The organism is Bacillus cereus group sp. MG9, from assembly GCF_040459995.1.
GTDB classification, from domain to species: Bacteria; Bacillota; Bacilli; order Bacillales; family Bacillaceae_G; genus Bacillus_A; species Bacillus_A mycoides.
Window position 1 is genome coordinate 232,957 of sequence record NZ_JARVHC010000001.1, and the last position, 25,792, is coordinate 258,748.

A 25,792-nucleotide genomic window follows, 5' to 3' on the forward strand; every position below is an offset into this window, starting at 1 on the left:
GTTGGTTTTAAGTATGGACCATTTAATCTATTTACAGGGGGATGAAGATATTATGAAACAAAAATCTATGGATACGCTAGCTGCACAAATGGAGGACTTTTTTCCGGTACGTGATGTAGATCATTTGGAATTTTACGTAGGGAATGCAAAGCAATCAAGTTATTATCTTGCGAGAGCGTTTGGATTCAAAATTGTAGCTTATTCTGGATTAGAAACAGGAAACCGTGAAAAGGTATCTTATGTTCTTGTGCAAAAAAATATGCGTTTTGTTGTGTCTGGAGCTTTAAGTAGCGATAGCCGTATTGCAGAGTTTGTAAAGACTCATGGTGATGGAGTGAAAGATGTGGCTTTACTTGTTGATGACGTTGATAAAGCCTACTCTGAAGCTGTAAAACGTGGCGCTGTTGCGATTGCTCCTCCTGAAGAGTTAACAGATGAGGAAGGTACCTTGAAGAAAGCGGTTATTGGTACGTATGGTGATACAATTCATACGCTTGTAGAGCGTAAAAATTATAAAGGAACATTCATGCCAGGATTCCAAAAGGTTGAATTTAATATTCCATTTGAAGAGTCTGGTTTAATTGCTGTAGACCATGTAGTTGGTAACGTTGAGAAAATGGAAGAATGGGTTAGTTATTATGAGAACGTCATGGGATTTAAACAAATGATTCACTTTGATGATGACGATATTAGCACAGAGTATTCGGCATTAATGTCAAAAGTTATGACGAATGGAAGCCGTATTAAGTTTCCAATTAATGAACCAGCAGACGGAAAAAGAAAGTCACAAATTCAAGAATATCTAGAGTTCTATAACGGAGCGGGTGTACAGCATCTTGCTTTATTAACAAGTGACATTGTAAAAACAATTGAAGTGCTTCGTGCGAATGGCGTGGAGTTTTTAGATACGCCAGATACGTATTACGATGAGTTAACAGCACGTGTTGGAAAAATTGATGAAGAAATTGATAGATTAAAAGAATTGAAGATTCTAGTAGACCGTGACGAAGAAGGTTATTTATTACAAATCTTTACGAAACCAATTGTAGATCGTCCAACTCTATTTATTGAAATCATCCAACGTAAAGGTTCTCGTGGATTTGGCGAAGGGAACTTTAAAGCGTTATTCGAATCAATTGAAAGAGAACAAGAGCGTCGCGGAAATTTATAAAATTTGTATCCACCAGCAAGAGTTCCTTTGTTGGTGGAAATTTCATTTTCATAGGGAGGAATCACGATGAAATTTGTTACATTTCGTCTCCCATCGAAAGAAATGCGAGCTGGATGGCTTGAAGGTGACAAAGTAATCGATATGAATCTTGCGAGTAATGGACAATTACCTTCTTCTATGTTCGCCTTTTTAGAGAAAGCAGATGAGTATGTAGAAGTATTGCGTAATATTAAGAATCCTGAAAAGGGTATATATTCCTTAGAGGAAGTTCAATTAGCAGCGGCAATTCCTAATCCGAGTAGCATTCGAGATTTTTATGCATTTGAGCAGCATGTAAAAACAGCCCGCGGGAGAAGAGGGCTAGATGTTGTACCTGAATGGTATGATATCCCGGTTTTTTATTTTACGAACCACCGTGCTGTTATTGGGCCAGATGATTTTGTTATTGGTCCGAAGAAGTCTAAAAAGCTTGATTATGAGTTAGAGATTGCTTGCGTAATTGGGAAAGAAGGACGAAACATTTCTCGTGAACAAGCAGAGGAATATATTTTTGGTTACTGCATTATGAACGACTGGAGTGCAAGGGACTTACAAGCAACAGAAATGAAAGTGGGACTCGGTCCAGCGAAAGGAAAAGATTTTGCAACTTCATTAGGAGCATATCTCGTTACGAAAGAGGAATTAGACGTTTATCGTAACGGTGATCGTTATGATTTAGAGATGACTGCTCATGTAAATGGAAAGATATTATCAAAGGGAAACTTCCAAGATATTTACTATACATTTGCTGAAATGATTGAACGTGCTTCGGAAGACGTTACGTTATATCCAGGAGATGTGATTGGTTCTGGGACAGTAGGAACAGGATGTATTTTAGAACTTGGTACAGAAGAGTGGCTACAAGATGGAGATGTTGTAGAGCTGTCGATTACTGGTTTAGGCACGTTACGTAATACGGTCAAAAAAGACATGAAAGCAGGTGATGGGCATGTTTTATCGTCACATGGGGGAGCTACCTCATAAACGACATGTACAATTTCGTAAAAAAGATGGATCGCTTTATCGTGAGCAGGTAATGGGGACAAAAGGTTTCTCTGGTACCCAGTCTATTTTGTATCATCATTATATGCCAACAGAAGTAGGGCACGCGGCATTATCGCATTCTTGTCAGTTACAGTATGAAGAGGATGCCCTTCTTGCTCATCGCCACTTCCGTACGAAAGAAAATAAAAAAACTGGTGATGCAGTAAGCGGAAGAAACTTTATGCTTGGGAATGAGGATTTATTAATTGGAGTAGTGAGTCCAACAGAAAAAATGGATTATTTTTACCGTAATGGTGATGGCGATGAAATGTTATTTGTTCATTATGGAACAGGAAAAATTGAAACGATGTTTGGAACGATTCACTATAGAAAAGGTGATTATGTAACAATTCCAATTGGAACGATTTATCGTGTTATTCCAGATGAGGGAGAGACTAAGTTTCTTGTTGTAGAGGCAAATAGCCAAATTACAACACCAAGTCGCTATCGCAATGAATATGGGCAATTGTTAGAACATAGTCCGTTTTGTGAAAGAGATATGCGTGGGCCAGAGAAATTGGAGACATATGATGAAAAAGGTGAGTTTGTCGTAATGACAAAGTCGAGAGGTTATATGCACAAGCATGTGTTAGGGCACCATCCGTTAGATGTTGTTGGATGGGATGGGTATTTATATCCGTGGGTCTTTAATGTGGAGGATTTTGAACCAATTACAGGTCGTATTCATCAGCCACCACCAGTACATCAAACATTCGAAGGGCATAATTTCGTCATTTGCTCTTTCGTACCGCGTTTATACGATTATCATCCAGAATCTATTCCGGCACCATATTATCATAGTAATGTGAATAGTGATGAGGTACTGTACTATGTAGAAGGTAATTTTATGAGCCGAAAAGGTGTAGAAGAAGGTTCTATTACGCTTCATCCAAGCGGGATCCCGCATGGGCCACATCCAGGGAAAACAGAAGCGAGTATAGGGAAGAAAGAGACACTTGAACTGGCTGTTATGATAGATACATTCCGTCCGCTTCGTATTGTAAAACAAGCACATGAGACGGAAGATGAAAAATATATGTATAGCTGGATTGAAGAGGGTTCATATACTGTGAAATAAGTAAAAAGAGGCATGCTCACTACGGGAGCATGCCTCTTTTATGGAATCGACATGTATAATAATACCCAAAAAAGTTATAGAAAGATATATAGAAAGAGTGATAAAGATCGTGCATATTCAGAAGAATTTCTACTTATTTCGAAAGGGATTGTTATGGATAGATTTTGCGTTTGAAAATTTACATTTTTCTAATTATATATAATATAATTGTTGGGGAACTAAGGGGGGAATTTATGAAAAATACATGGCGTGAGTTAAGAGGGATGGATCGTAACGTATGGATTCGATTTATCGGTGAGACATTGAACGGAATTGCGATGATGATGTTAATGCCTTTTTTTGCACTATATTTAAAAGATAAGGTAGATTCTTTATTACAAGTTGGAATCATTATGGCGCTTTCTCCAATAGCTGCAAGTTTTGGTTCGCTTATAGGCGGAAGAATAGCTGATATATATGGAAGAAAGCCAATTATGATATTTTCAATGGCGAGTAATGCATTACTAATGCTCGGTTTTTTATTTATAGAAGGGTTTATTCCATATGCCATTTTATCTATTTTTTTAGGGTTAAGTAATTCGCTATTTCATCCAGCGGCATCAGCGATGGTTGCAGATGTGACGGCGCCAGAAAAAAGAACAGAAGCATATGGTTTATTGCGAATGGGACACAATATTGGTGCTGCAATTGGACCGATAATGGGAGCATCAGTAGTTGTTTTATCAAAGAACCTCGTGTTTATTATTGCTTCATCCGCTATGTTGTTTTATGCGCTACTAGTGTTAGTACTTATTAAAGAAACAATGCCAAAAATTACGGATATGACTGAAAAAAGTAAAGAGCAGGAATCCGGAGCAGTTTGGAAAATTTTAATGAGAGATAAGGCGTTAATGATTTATTTGTTAGCGGGGATCATTATTTCTATGGGGTTTTCTCAAACAGAAGGCATGTTACCGCTTCACTTTGATAACGAAATGAAGGATATTTTTGGAGTCAACAATCCATACCCATATTTAATGGCATTAAATGGTCTATTAGTTGTTTTATTTCAATTTCAAATTTCAAAATGGGCGACAGATAAACCTGTTGGAAAGACGATGTTATACGGTGCGTGTTTGTTCGGAATTGGTTTGTTTTTTATAGGATGGTTACCGAAGTGGTTTGGAGAATATGATACAAATGCTACAATTATTTTAATGACGTTAATGTTTGTTTATGCCATATATACGTTAGGCGAGATGATTATGTCGCCTGTACAGATGACGTTTGTAGCGAATTTGGCCCCTGAGCATTTGAGAGGAACCTATATGGGGGCGGCGAGTTTGCAGTGGATTACAGGAAGTGCATTCGGTCCACTTCTTGGTGGTTTTTTATTGGATCGTTTGCTTGGTCACTACTTATTTACAATTTTAAGTGTAGGGTGTGTAGTTGCAGGCTTTGTATATGTTTCTTTAGATCGTCTTGTTGAGCAGAGGCAAAAAGATACGCCTACAAAACAGTCTTCTTAATAAAATGAAACTTTAATCAGTGTTTTTTCATTCTCCACAAATGGTAGGGTAATATAGATGACATACACACAAAGTGGATTTCTACATATTTTAGGTACATAACTAGATTAGATAGCAATTTTGCTCTAAAGTTTAATTTTGTTTAGCTGTGTAGAAATTAAAGGGAAAAAGTGTAGAAAACCAATAAGTGGTGTCTTTTAATTATTTGTGGAAGTTACATTTTATTTCAAATAGGAACTACCTATTTTTATAAAAAGTGCTAAAATAGAAAAATGAAAACAATTGGTTAGGGTGATTTCAGTGACAAAAATTAAATTAGGTTTATTATACGGTGGAAAATCAGCTGAGCATCAAGTTTCGTTACAAACGGCTCTTGCTGCTATTAAAGCATTAAATCAAGATAAATTCGAGATTCATCCAATTTATATTACAGAACAAGGCCAATGGATGCGTGGAGAGCGTATTGAAGGCGAAGTAACAAATGTTGAGGCATTACAAATGAGTGGGGAAGAGAATACAATTTCTCCTGTATCATTAAGTACAGAAATTATCCCAACGGCAACTTCTAAACAAGAAGATGCAATTGATGTTATTTTCCCATTATTGCATGGACCGAATGGCGAAGATGGAACAGTACAAGGGTTATTAGAATTACTAAACATTCCATATGTAGGTAACGGTGTATTAGCATCATCTGCTGGTATGGATAAAGTTGTTATGAAAAATATCTTTGCAGAAGCTGGATTGAAACAAGCGAAATATGCATCTTTCATTCGTAGCGCATGGGAAAAAGATCGTGAAACAGCGTATGAAAAAGTAGAAGAAGTATTAGGATATCCTTGCTTCGTAAAACCAGCAAACCTTGGTTCAAGTGTTGGTATTAATAAGTGTAATGATCGTGAAGAGCTTGAGAATGCATTCGAAGAGGCATTCCAATTTGACCGTAAAATTATTGTAGAAGAAAATATTATAGGTCGTGAAGTAGAAGTTGGTGTATTAGGTAATGATGAGCCGAAATGTTCAGTTGTAGGTGAAATTGTACCGAAAAAAGATTTTTATGATTACAAATCGAAATACATCGATGGTGATACAGCGTTAATTATTCCAGCTGAAATGACAGAAGAAGAGTCTAATGTAATTAAGCGAGATGCAATTATCGCATTCCAATCATTAGATGGTTCGGGCTTAACACGAGCTGATTTCTTCTTAACGAAAGATGGAGAAGTATATATTAACGAAGTAAACACAATGCCAGGATTCACGCCGTTTAGTATGTTCCCTCTATTATGGCAACATACAGGGTTACCGTATCCGGAATTAATTGAAGAGCTAATTCGCTTAGCGATTGAGCGTCACGAAGAAAAACAAAAAATTAAATATACAATCTAACAAAAAAGGAGGAAGCACTATTCGAAGGAATAGTGCTTCCTCTATGTAAGGAGTGTTTTCATGATAAATCGAACGTTAAAACAAGTAGAGCAGATGATAAATGGTACTGGATTAGCAGAGCAGTATGAGGGAATTACTATACAAGGAGTGTCTATTGATACGAGGAAAATTGAAAATGGAAATTTATATGTTCCAATTCAAGGTGAACGTTTCGATGGACATGCTTTTGTAGACAAAGCTGTTGAAAATGGGGCGATTGCTACATTATGGATGAAAGATGTAGAAAACCCACCTGAAAATCTTCCGGTTATTTTTGTAGAAGATACACTAGCAGCATTGCAAATGTTAGCGAAAAACTATCGTGATCAATTGGATGTAAAAGTTGTTGGTGTAACGGGTAGTAATGGTAAAACATCTACGAAAGATATTGTAACAAGTATTCTTGCGACTAAATTTAAAGTTCAAAAAACAGAAGGTAATTTCAACAACCACATCGGTTTACCTCTTACTATTTTAAATTTAGAGGAAAATACAGAAGTAGCTGTATTAGAAATGGGCATGTCAAGCCGCGGAGAAATTGAATTTCTATCTAAGTTAGCTCGTCCTAATGCAGCTATTATTACGAACATTGGTGAGGCGCACTTAATGGATTTAGGCTCTCGTGAGGCGATTGCTGAAGCGAAGTTAGAAATTGTTACAGGTTTACAAAAGGGTGGCGTGTTCGTATATAATGGAGATGAGCCGCTATTAACGAATCGTGTTCCAGAAATGAATTTAGCAGCTGAAACAGTTACATTTGGTGATGCGAGAGCAAATGATTACTATCCAACTACTGTAACATTGCAGGCTACTGGGACACACTTTAAGATGAACAGGGATGAAACTTTGTCATTCTATTTGCCAGTACTAGGAAAGCATAATGTATATAATACGCTTGCTTCAATGGCAATTGCAAAACATTTTGGTGTAACGTGGGAAGAAATGAAACAAGGTTTAGTAACACTTCAAATGACAGGTATGCGTATGGAAATTGTAAAAACAGATAGTGGTTTAACAATTATCAATGATGCTTATAATGCTAGTCCAACAGCTATGGAAGCTGCGTTCCACCTAATGAATGGTTTAGATGGATTTGCTAAAAAAATTGTTGTGCTTGGTGATATGTTAGAACTTGGAAATCAAGAAGTGCAATTTCATTATGAAGTAGGTAAATTAATTGATCCAGCAAAAATTTCATATGTATTCACATATGGTAAATTAGGGGCTCAAATTGCTGAAGGTGCAAAAATTAATTTCCCTAAAGACCGTGTAAAAGCGTATGATAGTAAAGAAGAGTTAATAAAAGAGTTGCAAGCAGTAGTCGGTACGAAAGATGTTGTATTAGTAAAAGCATCTCGCGGCATGAAATTAGAAGAAGTAATTACGATGTTGAAATAATTGGTGTATATAAATAGGGATGATAGCCACGAAAATAGTGGAAACTTATAATAAGCGCTTACAGTAAACGATAAAAAAATAAAAGTAAAGAAAAAAGCTCTGAATATGAAATAAGGTAACAGTTGGGGTTTGCTTTTTACACCTACAAAACTTATAATTGATAAAGTGTAATAACGTTTAGAAGTATTTTCGTGAAGAATATACGCCCGGTTATATACGTAAGTATTCAGGAAAATGGCTTTTCCGCAAGTTCGGAAAACGCCTTTTTTTAAATGATAAGTATAGGATAGAAAAGGAGAAGTAACATTGACAACATTTCGAGAACTAGGATTAAGTGAGTCTTTACTACAATCTGTTGAAAGTATGGGCTTTGAAGAGGCTACGCCGATTCAAGCTGAAACAATTCCACATGCATTGCAAGGTAAGGATATTATTGGGCAAGCGCAAACAGGTACAGGGAAAACAGCAGCATTCGGATTACCACTATTAGATAAAGTGGATACAAATAAAGAAGCAGTTCAAGGTATTGTTATCGCGCCAACGCGTGAATTAGCAATTCAAGTTGGAGAAGAGCTATACAAAATTGGTAAACATAAACGTGTTCGTATTCTACCAATTTATGGTGGTCAAGATATTAACCGCCAAATTCGTGCTCTAAAAAAACACCCACACATTATTGTAGGTACGCCGGGTCGTATTTTAGATCATATCAACCGTAAAACACTTCGCTTACAAAACGTAGAGACTGTTGTTCTTGACGAAGCGGATGAAATGTTAAACATGGGCTTCATTGAAGATATTGAAGCGATTTTAACAGATGTGCCAGAAACACATCAAACATTATTATTCTCAGCGACAATGCCAGATCCAATCCGTCGTATTGCTGAGCGTTTCATGACTGAGCCTCAACACATTAAAGTAAAAGCAAAAGAAGTAACAATGCCAAACATTCAGCAGTTCTATTTAGAAGTGCAAGAAAAGAAAAAGTTTGACGTGTTAACACGCTTACTAGATATTCAATCTCCAGAGCTTGCAATCATATTCGGTCGTACAAAGCGTCGTGTTGATGAATTATCAGAAGCATTAAACTTACGTGGTTATGCAGCAGAAGGTATTCACGGTGACTTAACACAAGCGAAGCGTATGTCTGTATTACGTAAATTTAAAGAAGGTACTATTGAAGTTCTTGTTGCAACAGACGTTGCTGCACGTGGTCTTGATATTTCAGGCGTAACACACGTATACAACTTCGATATCCCACAAGATCCAGAATCATACGTTCACCGTATCGGTCGTACTGGCCGTGCTGGTAAAAAAGGTATTGCAATGTTATTTGTAACACCACGTGAATCAGGACAATTAAAAAATATCGAGCGTACAACAAAACGTAAGGTTGATCGTATGGACGCACCGACACTTGACGAGGCGTTAGAAGGTCAACAACGTTTAATCGCTGAAAAACTTCAAAGCACAATTGAAAATGATAACTTATCATACTACAAGCGTATTGCAGAAGAAATGTTAGAAGAGAATGATTCTGTAACAGTAGTAGCTGCTGCTTTAAAAATGATGACAAAAGAGCCGGATACAACTCCGATCGCTTTAACATCAGAACCACCAGTTGTTTCAAGAGGTGGCGGTGGCGGTTCTAAAAAACGCGGTGGTAACGGAAGTGGATACCGTGATGGTAACCGTGATCGTAATCGTAGTCGTGATGGACGCGGCGGTGGCGATGGTCGTAACCGTGATCGCAATCGTGATGGACGTGGAAGCGGAAGTGGCGATGGTCGTAACCGTGATCGTAATCGTGATGGCGGTAGCCGTGATGCTGGTAGCCGTGATGCTAACCGTGGTCGTAAAGGTGAAGGTCGCCCTGGATCTTCAACTGGACGTGGCGAAAGAAAACATCATAGCCGTCCACAAGCTTAATAAAAAAGAGAATGCCCTTTGCGGGCATTCTCTTTTTTTATTTCTGTAATTGTGCATACTACATAGTAACTCGTATAGAAATGAGGTGCTATATGCTTGTAAGACTTGGGTATGTTGCGATGAGTGTACATTTGAAGAATGCTTCTCCATCTCAAACGATGACGTATGCACAGTTTCAGCGGATTGATGATCGAGAGGCTGCGATTCGTAAACTTGAAAGAATCGCTAATTCGAATTTGGAAAATTGCTTACGGTTATTAAAACATAATAAAGGGCATGATGTATCTTTCTTTCGACTTAGTTCCAAGCTTATTCCTTTAGCGAATCATGAGGAGTTGTTAGATTGGAACTATATTCGTCCGTTAAAAGAAAATCTGAAAGAATTAGGTGAATATGCAATTCGTATGAATATGCGAATTGACTTCCATCCAGATCACTTTGTTGTACTAAATTCACCTGAGGAGAGTATTTTCAAACAATCTGTAAAGACATTGCAGATGCACAAAAAATTGTTAAAGGGTATGGGAATTGAACATAAGCAACGATGTGTATTACATGTGGGAGGAGGTTATAAAGATAAGGAGCTTGCATTAGAACGCTTTATAGAAAATTGGTCAACTGTTCCAAGAGGTATTCAAGAGATGATTATATTAGAAAATGATGACACGACCTTTTCTTTAGAAGAAACATTGTATTTAGGTGAGAAATTAGACATTCCAGTCGTGTTTGATTTGCACCATCATATGATGAATAATGACCAGGAAGATTGGCATGAAGATTGGGCGCGTGTTGTACATACGTGGGAATCGTCTTTGTTACCGGTTAAAATGCACATCTCCAGTCCTAGAGATGGAAAAAACCCGAGAGCACATGCAGATTTTATTGATGTAGATACTTTCTTATCTTTTTTGAAAAAGATAAAGGGGAGTGTTCCGCGAATTGATTGTATGATTGAGGCGAAGAAAAAGGACGAGTCTTTATTTCAACTAATGAGAGAGTTAAGTAAACAAGCAGATGTGGAAATTATCGATGGTGCGAGCTTCTATATTAAATAAGCTCTGCGCCATCGTTTTTTTTTGTTAAAAAAGGGGTGCACATGCCGCCGATGATCAGTCCTGTTAAATGGCTTATAGGATTGGCAGAGGGATTAAAGAAAGTAAATAGTAGTAATATAAGTATCATTATTGAAAAAATAGCGATGTCTCTTGGTTTTGAAGAACGATATCGACTATACAATAAAAATAATTGGGCGCCTAGTAATCCGAAAATACCACCAGATGCTCCGGCGTGAATATATTCAAGAGGCATAATAATATAAGAAGAAATATTCCCGAGAATGCCAGAAAGGAAAAAAATAATGATGAAAGAAAAGTGTCCTAGTTGTTTTTCGATGGAAGAACCAAATACGAATAAACAAATACTATTAGAAAGGAAATGTTGTAAGTCTACGTGTACAAGTAAGGAAGTTATGACACGCCACCATTCTCCTTTAGCGATATATTCATTGTAGGCTGCCAGGTGAAAGAGGGAAAAGTCGCTCAATATAATCATGACTAATTGTATAAGAAGTAAAGAAATGATAATCGGTTGTAAGGAAATGCGAGTGGATGGTATTAGCATGTTGTTAGTATCACTCCTTTTGCATCAGAAAGATTCCTGTTATTCTTACAATATGAATGAAGAAAGCTAAATAGAAGAAGGGGATTTTGAAATGATTGTAGGGATTGGAATCGATATTATTGAGTTAAATCGAATTGAAAAAATGCTAGATGGAAAGCTTAAATTTATGGAACGTATTTTAACTGAAAGAGAACGTGGTGTTGCCGAGGGGCTGAAAGGAAGTCGTCTTACAGAATTTGTAGCTGGAAGATTTGCAGCAAAAGAGGCGTATTCTAAAGCGGTAGGGACCGGTATCGGGAAAGAAGTGAGTTTTTTAGATATTGAAGTAAGGAATGATGATAGAGGTAAGCCGATTATCATTACAAATACAGAGCATATTGTTCATTTATCAATTAGTCATAGTAAAGAATTTGCCGTTGCTCAAGTTGTTTTGGAAAGCTCGTCACGCTAGTCTGCATATTTTATATCTTTGTCTCATATATTTGAGGTAGCGATAAGGAAGGCATATCTTCCATTCATTTATAGGGGCAAAGGGGCTGAAGTGATGAAAAGGCGTCTGTTTTTAGTTCTTGTCGGTTTATTGACCGTTTTTGTGTTGGCGGGTTGTATGGAAAAGAAACAGGAAGATGTTGTGAGAGATTTAGAAACGAAAGTTAAAAGTATGAAGAGTTATCAAGCTGAAGCGAAATTATCTATTAAAACAGGAAATGAACCTCAAGAGTACAATGTAGAAATTTGGCATAAAGAACCTTCGTATTATCGTGTGAATTTGCAGAATGCGAAAAAGGATCAGAGTCAAATTATTTTAAGGAATGATGAAGGTGTATTTGTATTAACACCGGCACTTAATAAGAGTTTCCGTTTTCAAAGTGATTGGCCGCAAAATAGTAGCCAGGCTTATTTATATGAATCACTTGTAAGAGATATTTTGCAAGATAAGAAAAATCTCTCTTTCGAGAAAACAGATAAGTATTATGTGTTTAAAACAAAAACAAATTATCAACATCAAAATATGTTGCCGAAACAAGAAATTAAGCTGAATAAAAGTGATTTAACACCAGTTTCTGTGAAACTGATGGATAATGATCAAAATGTCCTTGTAAAAGTAGATTTCACTAAAGTAAAGTTTGATGCAAAGTTTGATAAAGGTGCATTTGATACGAAACAAAATATGTCTAGAGCACAAGTGGATGTTCAGACGGCAGCGAAAGAAGACAAACCGTTTGCTATTTTGTATCCACGTGATACACCGCAAGGTATGACTTTGAAAGAGGAAGAAGAGTTGAAGACAGACAGTGGCAAGCGTGCAATACTCACATACACTGGAAGTAAGAAATCCTTTACTTTAATACAAGAAAAGTCAAAAGTTGCAGAGGCCTCATCGGCGGTAAGTGTAAGTGGAGAGCCGGTTGATCTTGGTTTCACGATTGGTGCATTGACGAAAGACTCTGTAACGTGGTCACATAACGGAGTAGAATATATGCTCGTGTCTAAAGGTTTAGAGACGAATGAGTTGTTGATGGTTGCTCGTTCGGTTACAGCGAAGCAGGTGAAGTAAACTTCTTAGACGTGGTGATATATGTGCACCACGTCTTTTCTTAGTTTGAAGGTGGATTTCATAAAAGAAGCATATAAAAGAATAAGCTTCGCATATCGTGTATAAGGAAGTGTATTTATGGAAGAAGCGCCGTTTTACCGTGACACGTGGGTGGAAGTGGATTTAGATGCGATCTATAACAATGTTACACATATTAAAGAGTACATTCCAAGTGATGTAGAGATTTTTGCTGTAGTTAAAGCGAATGCATATGGGCACGATTATGTACCGGTGGCTAAAACTGCATTAGAAGCAGGAGCAACAAGATTAGCAGTTGCTTTTTTAGATGAAGCTTTAGTGCTTCGGAGGGCTGGTATTACTGCACCGATTTTAGTATTAGGTCCTTCCCCGCCCCGTGATGTAAATGTAGCTGCTGAAAATGATGTAGCATTAACTGTTTTTCAAAAAGAATGGGTGGAAGAAGCGATAAAGCTCTGGGATGGTTCATCAATAATGAAATTCCATATTAATTTTGATAGTGGTATGGGGAGAATCGGAATACGTGAACGAAAAGAATTAAAAGGGTTCTTAAAGAGTTTAGAAGGTGCGCCATTTTTAGAGTTAGAAGGAGTATATACGCATTTTGCAACAGCGGATGAGGTTGAGACTTCTTACTTTGATAAGCAATATAATACATTTTTGCAGCAGTTACGTTGGTTGAAAGAATTTGGAGTGAATCCTAAATTTGTCCATACAGCCAATAGTGCCGCAACGTTAAGGTTTCAAGGGATTACATTTAATGCGGTGCGAATTGGTATTGCGATGTATGGATTATCCCCATCTGTAGAAATACGTCCTTTTTTACCATTTAAATTGGAACCGGCGTTGTCACTTCATACGAAAGTTGCTCATATTAAGCAAGTGATTAAAGGGGATGGGATTAGTTATAATGTCACATACCGAACGAGAACCGAAGAATGGATTGCGACAGTTGCGATTGGGTATGGAGATGGCTGGCTTAGAAGATTACAAGGATTTGAAGTGCTTGTAAATGGTGAAAGGGTACCGATTGTAGGGCGAGTAACAATGGATCAATTCATGATACATCTTCCTTGTGAAGTGCCACTTGGTACGAAAGTTACACTCATTGGAAGACAAGGTGATGAGTATATTAGTGCTACCGAGGTTGCTGAATATTCCGGGACTATTAATTATGAAATTATCGCAACGATAAGCTTCCGTGTACCGAGAATATTTATACGACACGGTAAAGTTGTAGAAGTAATCAATTATTTGAACGATATATAGAAGAAGGTATTATTACTCAGCATCTCGTCATTTGGAGGAGTTTCACTAATAAAGAATAGGCTCTTTTTCGCTGGGGAGCTTCTTTTTATACTTGTTATTAATATAAGTTGCAATGAAATATTACTGAAGGATTGCTTTATTTCTTGTTTGAAAGAGATAAAAAGTAAAAGAAGATGAATGTTTTATTTATGAATTGGAAAACATAAGCAAGGAATAAGGAAGTCTTTGCAACAGGCTCCATACAATGGTATTATTACAATAGGTGTCATATATATATTTGGGTGTGTAGTTGACGGTGGAGGTGTATTTTTGTGTCCGAATCAAGTGTAACTACTGAAATCGTGGTTCGGTTGCCAAAGCAAATGGTAACGGAATTGGACGGAATTGGAAAACAAGAGAATAAGAATCGCCATGAACTAATTTGCCAGGCAACACAACTGTTATTGCGTCAACATAAGACGAAGAAACGCTACCAACATGAATCAATGCGACGTGGGTACATTGAAATGGGAAAAATTAATCTTGGTATTGCATCTGAAGCTTTCTTAGCAGAGTATGAAGCAGCTCATACAGTAGAACGCTTAGTTAGCGGGGGGTAATATTTTGATTGTAAAACGCGGCGACGTGTATTTTGCAGACCTTTCCCCAGTTGTTGGTTCTGAGCAAGGAGGCGTTCGTCCGGTTCTTGTCATTCAAAATGACATCGGAAATCGTTTTAGTCCGACTGTGATTGTAGCGGCTATTACTGCACAGATTCAAAAAGCGAAATTACCCACTCATGTGGAAATTGATGCGAAAAAGTACGGTTTTGAGAGGGATTCTGTTATTTTACTTGAGCAGATTCGAACAATCGATAAGCAACGCTTAACGGACAAAATCACTCATTTGGATGAAGTGATGATGAGTCGTGTAGATGAAGCGTTACAAATTAGTTTAGGACTAATAGATTTTTAAATCGGCAGTTTAAGTTGCTCTCTTTACAGGGCAACTTTTTTTTATTATAGAGGAGGTTACGGTTGGATATGGAAATGGTAGATAATCGACAAGGGTTAATGAAAATGTTAGTGAAAGAATTAGGCTTTACAGAAAAGCAAGTTCGTCATGTTATTCAATTAACAGAAGAAGGTAACACAGTTCCATTTATCGCTCGTTACCGAAAAGAATGGACAGGGTCTCTTGATGAGGTGCAAATTCGTGCAATCTTAGAAAGATGGCAATATATGATGCAACTAGAAGATAGGAAAGAAGAGGTTCTTCGTCTTATTGGTGAAAAGGGTAAACTAACCGAAGAGTTGCGTCGTCATATTGTTGCTGCAACAAAACTTCAAGAAGTAGAAGACTTATATCGTCCATATAAAGAAAAAAGAAGAACGAAAGCTACAATTGCTAAAGAAAAGGGATTAGAACCGTTAGCTGAGTGGCTATTATTATATAAAAAAGAAAATCCAGCAGAGAAGGCTATGGAATTTGTTAATGCAGAAAAGGAAGTGGCGTCTGCAGAAGATGCGTTGCAAGGTGCGCAAGATATTATTGCGGAACTTGTTTCGGATAATGCGGCATATCGTAGTTGGATTCGCAATACTACTTTCCGAAAAGGGATTATGTCTTCATCTGTAAAAGATAAAGAAAAAGATGAAAAGAATATATATGAAATGTATTATGGCTATGAAGAACCGTTGCAAAAAGTAGTGCCGCATCGTGTACTAGCTATGAATCGTGGTGAAAAAGAAGACGTATTAAGAGTTTCTGTTATCACGCCAATTGAAGAAATTCTTCAGTTTTTACATAAAAAAATGATTCTTGATGAAGCTTCTAAAAGTGCGCATTATGTACAATTAGCGATGGAAGATGGATATAAGCGATTAATTCAACCTTCAATAGAAAGAGAAATTCGTAAAGAATTAATGGAAACGGCCGAAGAACAAGCGATTCATATTTTCTCTGAGAATTTACGTAATTTATTATTACAACCTCCGATGAAAGGGAAAGTTGTGTTAGCGGTAGATCCAGCATATAGAACCGGTTGTAAATTAGCTGTAGTAGATGATACAGGGAAAGTTCTTCACATAGATGTTATTTATCCGCATCCGCCTGCTCGTAAATATGAGGATGCAAAAACGAAAATCATTTCAATTATAGATAAATATGAAGTTGAAATGATAGCGATTGGAAATGGTACAGCTTCGAGGGAAACGGAAGAATTTATAGTAGATGTATTACAAAATGTAGAGCGAGATGTATTTTACATTATTGTAAATGAAGCGGGTGCTAGTGTGTACTCAGCATCTGATGTAGCTCGCGAGGAGTTTCCAAATTTACAGGTTGAAGAAAGAAGTGCTGTTTCAATTGGGAGACGTCTACAAGATCCGCTTGCAGAGCTTGTGAAAATTGACCCTAAATCTGTTGGAGTGGGGCAATATCAACATGATGTATCTCAAAAGAGATTAAATGAATCATTAACATTTGTAGTAGAGACGGCAGTTAACCGAGTTGGTGTTAATGTAAATACAGCTTCAGTTGCATTGTTGCAATATGTTTCGGGATTATCAAAAACAGTTGCGAAAAATATTGTAGCTAAGCGTGAGGAAGATGGGAAATTCACGAAGCGTACTGAATTAAAGAAAATCCCACGTTTAGGTGCAAAAACATATGAACAATGTATCGGGTTTTTACGTATATTAGAAGGAGCGAATCCGTTAGATCGCACAGGGATTCATCCAGAACAATATAAAAATGTTGAATTGCTATTGAAGAGCTTAGGGTTATCAAAGAATGATGTGGGGAAACCAAACTTGCAAAAGAGTTTCGAAGGAGTAGATATTTCTAAATTATCTCAAGAGACGGAGATTGGTGAGCCGACATTAGTTGATATTATGGATGCTTTAATTAGCCCGGAGCGAGATATGAGGGATGAGTTGCCAAAGCCACTTTTGAAAAAGGGGATTTTAAAATTAGAAGATTTAAAGCGTGGTATGGAATTAGAGGGAACGATCCGCAATGTTGTTGATTTCGGTGCCTTTGTTGATATTGGTGTGAAGCAAGATGGTTTAGTGCATATTTCTAAACTAAGCAAACAATTTGTAAAGCATCCATTAGATATTGTATCCGTGGGACAAATTGTAAAGGTATGGGTAGATGATATTGATACGAAAAAAGGTCGTGTTGCATTATCAATGTTACCGATTGAATAGTAAGAAAAGAGAGCAGATGAAACTGCTCTTTTTTTATGAACTGGAAAGTTTAATTGATTATGAGCTTTGATGTATTTTACTATAATAAAACCAGCATTCATTTAGTAACTTGATTTGATACCGGTTTTTCTCAAAATATGCACGTTGCATTTGTTTCTTTAGCCACGTGGGCATAGGAATCCCTCCTTGTTTAATCCTGCTCTCAAAAAAAGTAGCTCTTTTTAGTTAAAGTAACTTTGATGAGAGGTTGGTGAGTGGATTTCTAGCAATGCTGCATTTTTAGAAATCACGCTTCTTGAATGAGGATGGGTATATGTACTATTTACTATATGTATAAGAAGGGAGAAAAGTGTGGAAATATTTTTTAGTTTAGGAGGAATGAGAATGGATGAGCAAGAAATTCAGCGGTTAGTGGAAGAGGTATCGTTACAATGCTTTGGAATGCCGTTTTTACATAAAGCGATGTTTAATAGTAGGTTACGTACAACTGGTGGGCGTTATCTATTGAAGAATCATAATATAGAATTGAATTATCGATATTACGAAGTATATGGAAAAGAAGAGTTAGTCGGGATTGTTAAACATGAACTTTGTCATTATCACTTACATATCACAGGAAAAGGGTATAAGCATCGAGATAGAGATTTTCGGGAGTTATTAAAGAAAGTAGGTGCACCACGTTTTTGTAAACGAATGATTAGTGAGGAGGAAACGAGAGTTTCTATGTATGAATGTATGGGGTGTTCTTTTCAATATGTAAGAAGACGTCAAATAAATACACAAAGATATGTATGTGGAAAGTGTAAAGGACAACTAAAACTGGTAGTGAAAACATCTTGACAGTGAAAACGCAATCCAGTATATTATAAACATGTCACGTTTGCGCAAGATGTTGTGAAAAAACTTCTTGACTTACGATGAGAATTTTTATAAGATACAAATTGTCTTCATTATTCCGCAGTAGCTCAGTGGTAGAGCTATCGGCTGTTAACCGATCGGTCGTAGGTTCGAGTCCTACCTGCGGAGCCATACAGAGAAGTACCCAAGTGGCTCAAGGGGCTCCCCTGCTAAGGGAGTAGATCGCTAACGCGGTGCGAGGGTTCGAATCCCTTCTTCTCTGCCATACATATTGGCCCGTTGGTCAAGTGGTTAAGACACCGCCCTTTCACGGCGGTAACACGGGTTCGAATCCCGTACGGGTCACCACTTCGGAGGATTAGCTCAGCTGGGAGAGCACCTGCCTTACAAGCAGGGGGTCGGCGGTTCGATCCCGTCATCCTCCACCATATAAATTATATAAATAATATTATCGCGGGGTGGAGCAGTACGGTAGCTCGTCGGGCTCATAACCCGAAGGTCGCAGGTTCAAATCCTGTCCCCGCAACCAAATGGTCCCGTGGTGTAGTGGTTAACATGCCTGCCTGTCACGCAGGAGATCGCCGGTTCGACCCCGGTCGGGACCGCCATTTTAACTTCTGCTATATAGCAGTTGTTTTTTATTGGACATTATGGTAAAATAACATTTGTCTTTGAAAAGAAGATAACTATTTCGATGGGCTATAGCCAAGCGGTAAGGCAACGGACTTTGACTCCGTCATGCGCTGGTTCGAATCCAGCTAGCCCAGCCATTTACGAGCCATTAGCTCAGTTGGTAGAGCATCTGACTTTTAATCAGAGGGTCGAAGGTTCGAATCCTTCATGGCTCACTTTTGTTTTTTCCGCGCGGTCGTGGCGGAACGGCAGACGCGCTAGGTTGAGGGCCTAGTGGGGGAAACCCCGTGGAGGTTCAAGTCCTCTCGGCCGCATCAAAAAATCTTTTAAAAAGTACTTGCATTTGAAAATGTAGTATGGTAAGATAATTGAGTCGCCAAAATACAACGACGAAAAAACATCATGAATAAGCGCCCGTAGCTCAATTGGATAGAGCGTTTGACTACGGATCAAGAGGTTAGGGGTTCGACTCCTCTCGGGCGCGCCATAACGGGAAGTGGCTCAGCTTGGTAGAGCACCTGGTTTGGGACCAGGGGGTCGCAGGTTCAAATCCTGTCTTCCCGACCACGCGGGTGTAGTTTAGTGGTAAAACAAGAGCCTTCCAAGCTCTGGTCGAGAGTTCGATTCTCTTCACCCGCTTTTAGTTCTTTGAAAACTGAACGAAACAAACAACGTGAACGTCAATTTTTATTTTTAGATGCTAGACAAACTAACTTTATTGGAGAGTTTGATCCTGGCTCAGGATGAACGCTGGCGGCGTGCCTAATACATGCAAGTCGAGCGAATGGATTAAGAGCTTGCTCTTATGAAGTTAGCGGCGGACGGGTGAGTAACACGTGGGTAACCTACCCATAAGACTGGGATAACTCCGGGAAACCGGGGCTAATACCGGATAATATTTTGAACTGCATAGTTCGAAATTGAAAGGCGGCTTCGGCTGTCACTTATGGATGGACCCGCGTCGCATTAGCTAGTTGGTGAGGTAACGGCTCACCAAGGCGACGATGCGTAGCCGACCTGAGAGGGTGATCGGCCACACTGGGACTGAGACACGGCCCAGACTCCTACGGGAGGCAGCAGTAGGGAATCTTCCGCAATGGACGAAAGTCTGACGGAGCAACGCCGCGTGAGTGATGAAGGCTTTCGGGTCGTAAAACTCTGTTGTTAGGGAAGAACAAGTGCTAGTTGAATAAGCTGGCACCTTGACGGTACCTAACCAGAAAGCCACGGCTAACTACGTGCCAGCAGCCGCGGTAATACGTAGGTGGCAAGCGTTATCCGGAATTATTGGGCGTAAAGCGCGCGCAGGTGGTTTCTTAAGTCTGATGTGAAAGCCCACGGCTCAACCGTGGAGGGTCATTGGAAACTGGGAGACTTGAGTGCAGAAGAGGAAAGTGGAATTCCATGTGTAGCGGTGAAATGCGTAGAGATATGGAGGAACACCAGTGGCGAAGGCGACTTTCTGGTCTGTAACTGACACTGAGGCGCGAAAGCGTGGGGAGCAAACAGGATTAGATACCCTGGTAGTCCACGCCGTAAACGATGAGTGCTAAGTGTTAGAGGGTTTCCGCCCTTTAGTGCTGAAGTTAACGCATTAAGCACTCCGCCTGGGGAGTACGGCCGCAAGGCTGAAACTCAAAGGAATTGACGGGGGCCCGCACAAGCGGTGGAGCATGTGGTTTAATTCGAAGCAACGCGAAGAACCTTACCAGGTCTTGACATCCTCTGAAAACTCTAGAGATAGAGCTTCTCCTTCGGGAGCAGAGTGACAGGTGGTGCATGGTTGTCGTCAGCTCGTGTCGTGAGATGTTGGGTTAAGTCCCGCAACGAGCGCAACCCTTGATCTTAGTTGCCATCATTAAGTTGGGCACTCTAAGGTGACTGCCGGTGACAAACCGGAGGAAGGTGGGGATGACGTCAAATCATCATGCCCCTTATGACCTGGGCTACACACGTGCTACAATGGACGGTACAAAGAGCTGCAAGACCGCGAGGTGGAGCTAATCTCATAAAACCGTTCTCAGTTCGGATTGTAGGCTGCAACTCGCCTACATGAAGCTGGAATCGCTAGTAATCGCGGATCAGCATGCCGCGGTGAATACGTTCCCGGGCCTTGTACACACCGCCCGTCACACCACGAGAGTTTGTAACACCCGAAGTCGGTGGGGTAACCTTTATGGAGCCAGCCGCCTAAGGTGGGACAGATGATTGGGGTGAAGTCGTAACAAGGTAGCCGTATCGGAAGGTGCGGCTGGATCACCTCCTTTCTATGGAGAATTGATGAACGCAGTTCATCAATAAACGTTGACTTGTTTTGTTTCGTTCAGTTTTGAGAGAACTATCTCTCAAGTTTAAATGTATGTTCTTTGAAAACTAGATAACAGTGTAGCTCATATTTTTTTAATTTTAGTTTGGTTAAGTTAGAAAGGGCGCACGGTGGATGCCTTGACACTAGGAGTCGATGAAGGACGGGACTAACGCCGATATGCTTCGGGGAGCTGTAAGTAAGCTTTGATCCGAAGATTTCCGAATGGGGAAACCCACTATACGTAATGGTATGGTATCCTTACCTGAATACATAGGGTATGGAAGACAGACCCAGGGAACTGAAACATCTAAGTACCTGGAGGAAGAGAAAGCAAATGCGATTTCCTGAGTAGCGGCGAGCGAAACGGAATCTAGCCCAAACCAAGAGGCTTGCCTCTTGGGGTTGTAGGACATTCTATACGGAGTTACAAAGGAACGAGGTAGACGAAGCGACCTGGAAAGGTCCGTCACAGAGGGTAATAACCCCGTAGTCGAAACTTCGTTCTCTCTTGAATGTATCCTGAGTACGGCGGAACACGTGAAATTCCGTCGGAATCTGGGAGGACCATCTCCCAAGGCTAAATACTCCCTAGTGATCGATAGTGAACCAGTACCGTGAGGGAAAGGTGAAAAGCACCCCGGAAGGGGAGTGAAAGAGATCCTGAAACCGTGTGCCTACAAATAGTCAGAGCCCGTTAATGGGTGATGGCGTGCCTTTTGTAGAATGAACCGGCGAGTTACGATCCCGTGCGAGGTTAAGCTGAAGAGGCGGAGCCGCAGCGAAAGCGAGTCTGAATAGGGCGTTTAGTACGTGGTCGTAGACCCGAAACCAGGTGATCTACCCATGTCCAGGGTGAAGTTCAGGTAACACTGAATGGAGGCCCGAACCCACGCACGTTGAAAAGTGCGGGGATGAGGTGTGGGTAGCGGAGAAATTCCAATCGAACCTGGAGATAGCTGGTTCTCCCCGAAATAGCTTTAGGGCTAGCCTTAAGTGTAAGAGTCTTGGAGGTAGAGCACTGATTGAACTAGGGGTCCTCATCGGATTACCGAATTCAGTCAAACTCCGAATGCCAATGACTTATCCTTAGGAGTCAGACTGCGAGTGATAAGATCCGTAGTCAAGAGGGAAACAGCCCAGATCGCCAGCTAAGGTCCCAAAGTGTGTATTAAGTGGAAAAGGATGTGGAGTTGCTTAGACAACTAGGATGTTGGCTCAGAAGCAGCCACCATTTAAAGAGTGCGTAATAGCTCACTAGTCGAGTGACTCTGCGCCGAAAATGTACCGGGGCTAAATACACCACCGAAGCTGCGAATTGATACCAATGGTATCAGTGGTAGGGGAGCGTTCTAAGTGCAGTGAAGTCAGACCGGAAGGACTGGTGGAGCGCTTAGAAGTGAGAATGCCGGTATGAGTAGCGAAAGACGGGTGAGAATCCCGTCCACCGAATGCCTAAGGTTTCCTGAGGAAGGCTCGTCCGCTCAGGGTTAGTCAGGACCTAAGCCGAGGCCGACAGGCGTAGGCGATGGACAACAGGTTGATATTCCTGTACCACCTCTTTATCGTTTGAGCAATGGAGGGACGCAGAAGGATAGAAGAAGCGTGCGATTGGTTGTGCACGTCCAAGCAGTTAGGCTGATAAGTAGGCAAATCCGCTTATCGTGAAGGCTGAGCTGTGATGGGGAAGCTCCTTATGGAGCGAAGTCTTTGATTCCCCGCTGCCAAGAAAAGCTTCTAGCGAGATAAAAGGTGCCTGTACCGCAAACCGACACAGGTAGGCGAGGAGAGAATCCTAAGGTGTGCGAGAGAACTCTGGTTAAGGAACTCGGCAAAATGACCCCGTAACTTCGGGAGAAGGGGTGCTTTCTTAACGGAAAGCCGCAGTGAATAGGCCCAAGCGACTGTTTAGCAAAAACACAGGTCTCTGCGAAGCCGTAAGGCGAAGTATAGGGGCTGACACCTGCCCGGTGCTGGAAGGTTAAGGAGAGGGGTTAGCGTAAGCGAAGCTCTGAACTGAAGCCCCAGTAAACGGCGGCCGTAACTATAACGGTCCTAAGGTAGCGAAATTCCTTGTCGGGTAAGTTCCGACCCGCACGAAAGGTGTAACGATTTGGGCACTGTCTCAACCAGAGACTCGGTGAAATTATAGTACCTGTGAAGATGCAGGTTACCCGCGACAGGACGGAAAGACCCCGTGGAGCTTTACTGTAGCCTGATATTGAATTTTGGTACAGTTTGTACAGGATAGGCGGGAGCCATTGAAACCGGAGCGCTAGCTTCGGTGGAGGCGCTGGTGGGATACCGCCCTGACTGTATTGAAATTCTAACCTACGGGTCTCATCGACCCGGGAGACAGTGTCAGGTGGGCAGTTTGACTGGGGCGGTCGCCTCCTAAAGTGTAACGGAGGCGCCCAAAGGTTCCCTCAGAATGGTTGGAAATCATTCGTAGAGTGCAAAGGCATAAGGGAGCTTGACTGCGAGACCTACAAGTCGAGCAGGGACGAAAGTCGGGCTTAGTGATCCGGTGGTTCCGCATGGAAGGGCCATCGCTCAACGGATAAAAGCTACCCCGGGGATAACAGGCTTATCTCCCCCAAGAGTCCACATCGACGGGGAGGTTTGGCACCTCGATGTCGGCTCATCGCATCCTGGGGCTGTAGTCGGTCCCAAGGGTTGGGCTGTTCGCCCATTAAAGCGGTACGCGAGCTGGGTTCAGAACGTCGTGAGACAGTTCGGTCCCTATCCGTCGTGGGCGCAGGAAATTTGAGAGGAGCTGTCCTTAGTACGAGAGGACCGGGATGGACGCACCGCTGGTGTACCAGTTGTTCTGCCAAGGGCATAGCTGGGTAGCTATGTGCGGAAGGGATAAGTGCTGAAAGCATCTAAGCATGAAGCCCCCCTCAAGATGAGATTTCCCATAGCGTAAGCTAGTAAGATCCCTGAAAGATGATCAGGTTGATAGGTTCGAGGTGGAAGCATGGTGACATGTGGAGCTGACGAATACTAATAGATCGAGGACTTAACCATATAATATGAAGCTAATGTTATCTAGTTTTGAGAGAATATAAAAAACTTATTGACATTAAATGTCGAATGAGTTATGATAATTCTTGTCTTAAATGAATATAGTCTGGTAATGATGGCAGAGAGGTCACACCCGTTCCCATACCGAACACGGAAGTTAAGCTCTCTAGCGCCGATGGTAGTTGGGACCTTGTCCCTGTGAGAGTAGGACGTTGCCAGGCTATTTATATCATCGCGGGGTGGAGCAGTACGGTAGCTCGTCGGGCTCATAACCCGAAGGTCGCAGGTTCAAATCCTGTCCCCGCAACCAAATGGTCCCGTGGTGTAGTGGTTAACATGCCTGCCTGTCACGCAGGAGATCGCCGGTTCGACCCCGGTCGGGACCGCCATTTTATATAAAGAAAAGAACGAAACAAGTTGTTTCGTATTTTTTTATTTGTTTTAACAAAAAACTAATAAAGACAGTCAAACTATCCTTAGGAAAACTCCTAAGGACTTTTTTATATATTTAAAACCTGTATAATAAAGAGCAGAGAACATTGTGAGTAAAGTAGGTGAAGTCTGTGAGTAAATATGAAATAACAACAAAATCTTCCGAAGAAACCCAGCGATTATCAGAAAAATTAGGGAGACTTGTAAAAGAAAAAGATGTAATTATTTTAGAAGGTGATCTTGGAGCTGGCAAAACGACTTTTACGAAAGGACTAGCAAAAGGTCTTGGAGTGAAAAGAGTCGTAAATAGTCCTACCTTCAATATTATTAAAGAATATAAAGGAAGATTACCGCTATATCATATGGATGTGTATCGTTTAGCGGAAAGTGAAGAAGATTTAGGATTTGATGAGTATTTCTATGGTGAAGGGATCACAGTAGTAGAATGGGCTCATTTAATAGAAGTATATTTACCGAATGAGAAGTTGCAAATTAGTTTATTCCATGCTGGAGATGATACAAGAAAAATTGTACTCGAGCCAATTGGAGATCGCTATATTAGATTATGTGAGGAGCTATTACAAGATGAAAGTACTAGCAATTGATACTTCAAATTACGTAATGGGTGTATCCCTTATTGAGGAAGGGAACGTGATTGGGGAAATCATTACAAATTTAACAAAAAACCATTCTGTACGTCTTATGCCAGCTGTAGAGAAACTGTTAAAAGAATGCGGTGTAAAACCGAAAGAATTGACTAAAATTGTTGTAGCAGCTGGACCGGGATCATATACAGGTGTTCGTATAGGTGTGACAGCGGCAAAAACATTAGCTTGGTCACTTCAAATACCAATTGTAGGTGTATCAAGTTTGGAAGTGGTGGCTGCAAATGGTACTAATTTTAATGGACTAATTTGTCCTTTATTTGATGGCCGACGTGGTCAAATTTACACGGGGTTATATACATATGAAGGAGAGCGTATAACTTCAATAGAAGAAGACCGAATTATTCTTATTGTTGACTGGTTGCAAATGTTAAAAGATAAAGAACAGCCTGTTTTATTTATTGGTAACGATGTTAAATTGCATAAAGAAACAATTGTAGAATATTTAGGTGATCAAGCTGTATTTGCTCCGTTCACTAAGAATAACCCGAGACCAAGTGAATTAGCATGTTTAGGATTACAAAAAGAAGAACAAGACGTGCATACGTTTGTTCCTAGCTATCTCCGTTTAGCTGAAGCTGAAACAAAATGGTTAGAAAGTCAAAAACAATAGGGGCCTAC

General features: G+C 40.3%; 19 protein-coding genes, 14 tRNA genes and 3 rRNA genes. 34 read left to right on the forward strand and 2 right to left on the reverse strand.

All coding sequences use genetic code 11. From position 1 onward, the window contains the following. Positions 1-52 precede the first annotated feature (52 nt). From hppD to uvsE, 8 genes are all read left to right on the forward strand, one after another. Positions 53-1,171, forward strand: coding sequence for a 4-hydroxyphenylpyruvate dioxygenase (hppD, locus tag QCI77_RS01325; protein WP_002140158.1), 1,119 nt, complete (start codon positions 53-55; stop codon positions 1,169-1,171). A 66-nt stretch (positions 1,172-1,237) separates the two neighbouring features. Continuing rightward, complete coding sequence (locus tag QCI77_RS01330; protein WP_002140160.1) at positions 1,238-2,194, forward strand: fumarylacetoacetate hydrolase family protein; 957 nt, start codon at positions 1,238-1,240, stop codon at positions 2,192-2,194. Beyond that, complete coding sequence (locus tag QCI77_RS01335; protein WP_002140161.1) at positions 2,160-3,332, forward strand: homogentisate 1,2-dioxygenase; 1,173 nt, start codon at positions 2,160-2,162, stop codon at positions 3,330-3,332. Before QCI77_RS01330 ends, QCI77_RS01335 begins: the two co-directional genes overlap by 35 nt. 233 nt (positions 3,333-3,565) lie before the next feature. Continuing rightward, positions 3,566-4,840: an MDR family MFS transporter gene (locus QCI77_RS01340; RefSeq protein WP_002029432.1), complete on the forward strand. Its 1,275-nt coding sequence runs from the start codon at positions 3,566-3,568 to the stop codon at positions 4,838-4,840. Between the two features lie 300 nt (positions 4,841-5,140). Then, on the forward strand, positions 5,141-6,229 hold the full coding sequence (locus tag QCI77_RS01345) for a D-alanine--D-alanine ligase (RefSeq protein ID WP_002029433.1): 1,089 nt from the start codon (positions 5,141-5,143) through the stop codon (positions 6,227-6,229). A gap of 60 nt (positions 6,230-6,289) precedes the next feature. Further along, on the forward strand, positions 6,290-7,666 hold the full coding sequence (gene murF, locus QCI77_RS01350) for a UDP-N-acetylmuramoyl-tripeptide--D-alanyl-D-alanine ligase (protein ID WP_002009963.1): 1,377 nt from the start codon (positions 6,290-6,292) through the stop codon (positions 7,664-7,666). A gap of 306 nt (positions 7,667-7,972) precedes the next feature. Next, positions 7,973-9,595 (forward strand): degradosome RNA helicase CshA, encoded by a 1,623-nt coding sequence (gene cshA, locus QCI77_RS01355; protein WP_044440770.1) that lies wholly within the window; start codon positions 7,973-7,975, stop codon positions 9,593-9,595. A 92-nt stretch (positions 9,596-9,687) separates the two neighbouring features. Then, positions 9,688-10,650, forward strand: a complete 963-nt coding sequence (gene uvsE, locus QCI77_RS01360; RefSeq protein WP_353824427.1) for a UV DNA damage repair endonuclease UvsE — start codon at positions 9,688-9,690, stop codon at positions 10,648-10,650. Here uvsE and QCI77_RS01365 read toward each other — a convergent pair. Continuing rightward, positions 10,643-11,215 carry a rhomboid family intramembrane serine protease gene (locus QCI77_RS01365; protein WP_002167128.1) on the reverse strand — a complete coding sequence of 191 codons (573 nt, stop codon included), beginning with the start codon at positions 11,213-11,215 and terminating at the stop codon, positions 10,643-10,645. The two genes, uvsE and QCI77_RS01365, sit on opposite strands and share 8 nt — an antisense overlap. 91 nt (positions 11,216-11,306) lie before the next feature. Between QCI77_RS01365 and acpS the strand changes: the two genes are divergently transcribed. The 6 genes from acpS to QCI77_RS01395 all read left to right on the forward strand — a co-directional run bounded on the left by acpS (position 11,307) and on the right by QCI77_RS01395 (position 17,251). After that, entirely contained in the window at positions 11,307-11,666 is a 360-nt protein-coding gene (acpS, locus tag QCI77_RS01370; protein WP_002009969.1) for a holo-ACP synthase, read from the forward strand. 156 nt (positions 11,667-11,822) lie between these two features. Further along, positions 11,823-12,773 (forward strand): LolA family protein, encoded by a 951-nt coding sequence (locus QCI77_RS01375; RefSeq protein ID WP_002124820.1) that lies wholly within the window; start codon positions 11,823-11,825, stop codon positions 12,771-12,773. Positions 12,774-12,890: 117 nt separating this feature from the next. Continuing rightward, complete coding sequence (alr, locus tag QCI77_RS01380) at positions 12,891-14,060, forward strand: alanine racemase (protein ID WP_002029440.1); 1,170 nt, start codon at positions 12,891-12,893, stop codon at positions 14,058-14,060. 311 nt (positions 14,061-14,371) lie between these two features. Then, positions 14,372-14,659 (forward strand): antitoxin EndoAI, encoded by a 288-nt coding sequence (locus tag QCI77_RS01385; protein ID WP_000004570.1) that lies wholly within the window; start codon positions 14,372-14,374, stop codon positions 14,657-14,659. 4 nt (positions 14,660-14,663) lie between these two features. Then, positions 14,664-15,014, forward strand: coding sequence for a type II toxin-antitoxin system endoribonuclease NdoA (ndoA, locus tag QCI77_RS01390; protein ID WP_000635965.1), 351 nt, complete (start codon positions 14,664-14,666; stop codon positions 15,012-15,014). 68 nt (positions 15,015-15,082) lie between these two features. After that, entirely contained in the window at positions 15,083-17,251 is a 2,169-nt protein-coding gene (locus QCI77_RS01395) for a Tex family protein (protein WP_002029442.1), read from the forward strand. Between the two features lie 57 nt (positions 17,252-17,308). Here the strand turns inward: QCI77_RS01395 and cmpA are convergent, their stop codons facing one another. Continuing rightward, entirely contained in the window at positions 17,309-17,425 is a 117-nt protein-coding gene (gene cmpA, locus QCI77_RS01400) for a cortex morphogenetic protein CmpA (protein WP_001143642.1), read from the reverse strand. Between the two features lie 210 nt (positions 17,426-17,635). Between cmpA and QCI77_RS01405 the strand changes: the two genes are divergently transcribed. From QCI77_RS01405 to tsaB, 20 genes are all read left to right on the forward strand, one after another. Beyond that, entirely contained in the window at positions 17,636-18,091 is a 456-nt protein-coding gene (locus QCI77_RS01405; protein WP_016095131.1) for a SprT family protein, read from the forward strand. Between the two features lie 114 nt (positions 18,092-18,205). Then, a tRNA-Asn gene (locus QCI77_RS01410) sits at positions 18,206-18,280 on the forward strand. Positions 18,281-18,283: 3 nt separating this feature from the next. After that, positions 18,284-18,374, forward strand: a tRNA-Ser gene (locus tag QCI77_RS01415). Between the two features lie 8 nt (positions 18,375-18,382). Beyond that, a tRNA-Glu gene (locus QCI77_RS01420) sits at positions 18,383-18,457 on the forward strand. Positions 18,458-18,461: 4 nt separating this feature from the next. Beyond that, positions 18,462-18,537: transfer RNA gene (locus QCI77_RS01425), tRNA-Val, on the forward strand. Positions 18,538-18,561: 24 nt separating this feature from the next. Next, positions 18,562-18,638, forward strand: a tRNA-Met gene (locus QCI77_RS01430). 3 nt (positions 18,639-18,641) lie between these two features. Next, positions 18,642-18,717 (forward strand) — tRNA-Asp (locus QCI77_RS01435). 87 nt (positions 18,718-18,804) lie between these two features. Beyond that, positions 18,805-18,879: transfer RNA gene (locus QCI77_RS01440), tRNA-Gln, on the forward strand. 5 nt (positions 18,880-18,884) lie between these two features. Further along, positions 18,885-18,957: transfer RNA gene (locus QCI77_RS01445), tRNA-Lys, on the forward strand. 16 nt (positions 18,958-18,973) lie between these two features. Continuing rightward, positions 18,974-19,056 (forward strand) — tRNA-Leu (locus QCI77_RS01450). 96 nt (positions 19,057-19,152) lie between these two features. Then, positions 19,153-19,229 (forward strand) — tRNA-Arg (locus QCI77_RS01455). 3 nt (positions 19,230-19,232) lie between these two features. Further along, positions 19,233-19,309: transfer RNA gene (locus QCI77_RS01460), tRNA-Pro, on the forward strand. A gap of 1 nt (position 19,310) precedes the next feature. Then, a tRNA-Gly gene (locus QCI77_RS01465) sits at positions 19,311-19,381 on the forward strand. Between the two features lie 76 nt (positions 19,382-19,457). Next, positions 19,458-21,009: ribosomal RNA gene (locus tag QCI77_RS01470) — 16S ribosomal RNA — on the forward strand. A gap of 146 nt (positions 21,010-21,155) precedes the next feature. After that, a 23S ribosomal RNA gene (locus QCI77_RS01475) occupies positions 21,156-24,077 on the forward strand. Positions 24,078-24,179: 102 nt separating this feature from the next. Then, positions 24,180-24,295 (forward strand): 5S ribosomal RNA (gene rrf, locus QCI77_RS01480). Together the 16S, 23S and 5S rRNA genes with 14 tRNA genes alongside form the textbook arrangement of a ribosomal RNA operon. Before the next feature lie 12 nt (positions 24,296-24,307). Further along, positions 24,308-24,384: transfer RNA gene (locus tag QCI77_RS01485), tRNA-Met, on the forward strand. 3 nt (positions 24,385-24,387) lie between these two features. After that, positions 24,388-24,463: transfer RNA gene (locus QCI77_RS01490), tRNA-Asp, on the forward strand. 174 nt (positions 24,464-24,637) lie between these two features. Continuing rightward, a complete protein-coding gene (tsaE, locus tag QCI77_RS01495) occupies positions 24,638-25,111 on the forward strand; it encodes a tRNA (adenosine(37)-N6)-threonylcarbamoyltransferase complex ATPase subunit type 1 TsaE (protein WP_016101417.1) in 474 nt (157 codons plus the stop codon). Next, positions 25,092-25,784, forward strand: coding sequence for a tRNA (adenosine(37)-N6)-threonylcarbamoyltransferase complex dimerization subunit type 1 TsaB (gene tsaB, locus QCI77_RS01500; protein ID WP_002091610.1), 693 nt, complete (start codon positions 25,092-25,094; stop codon positions 25,782-25,784). Before tsaE ends, tsaB begins: the two co-directional genes overlap by 20 nt. The last annotated feature ends 8 nt before the right edge of the window (positions 25,785-25,792 follow it).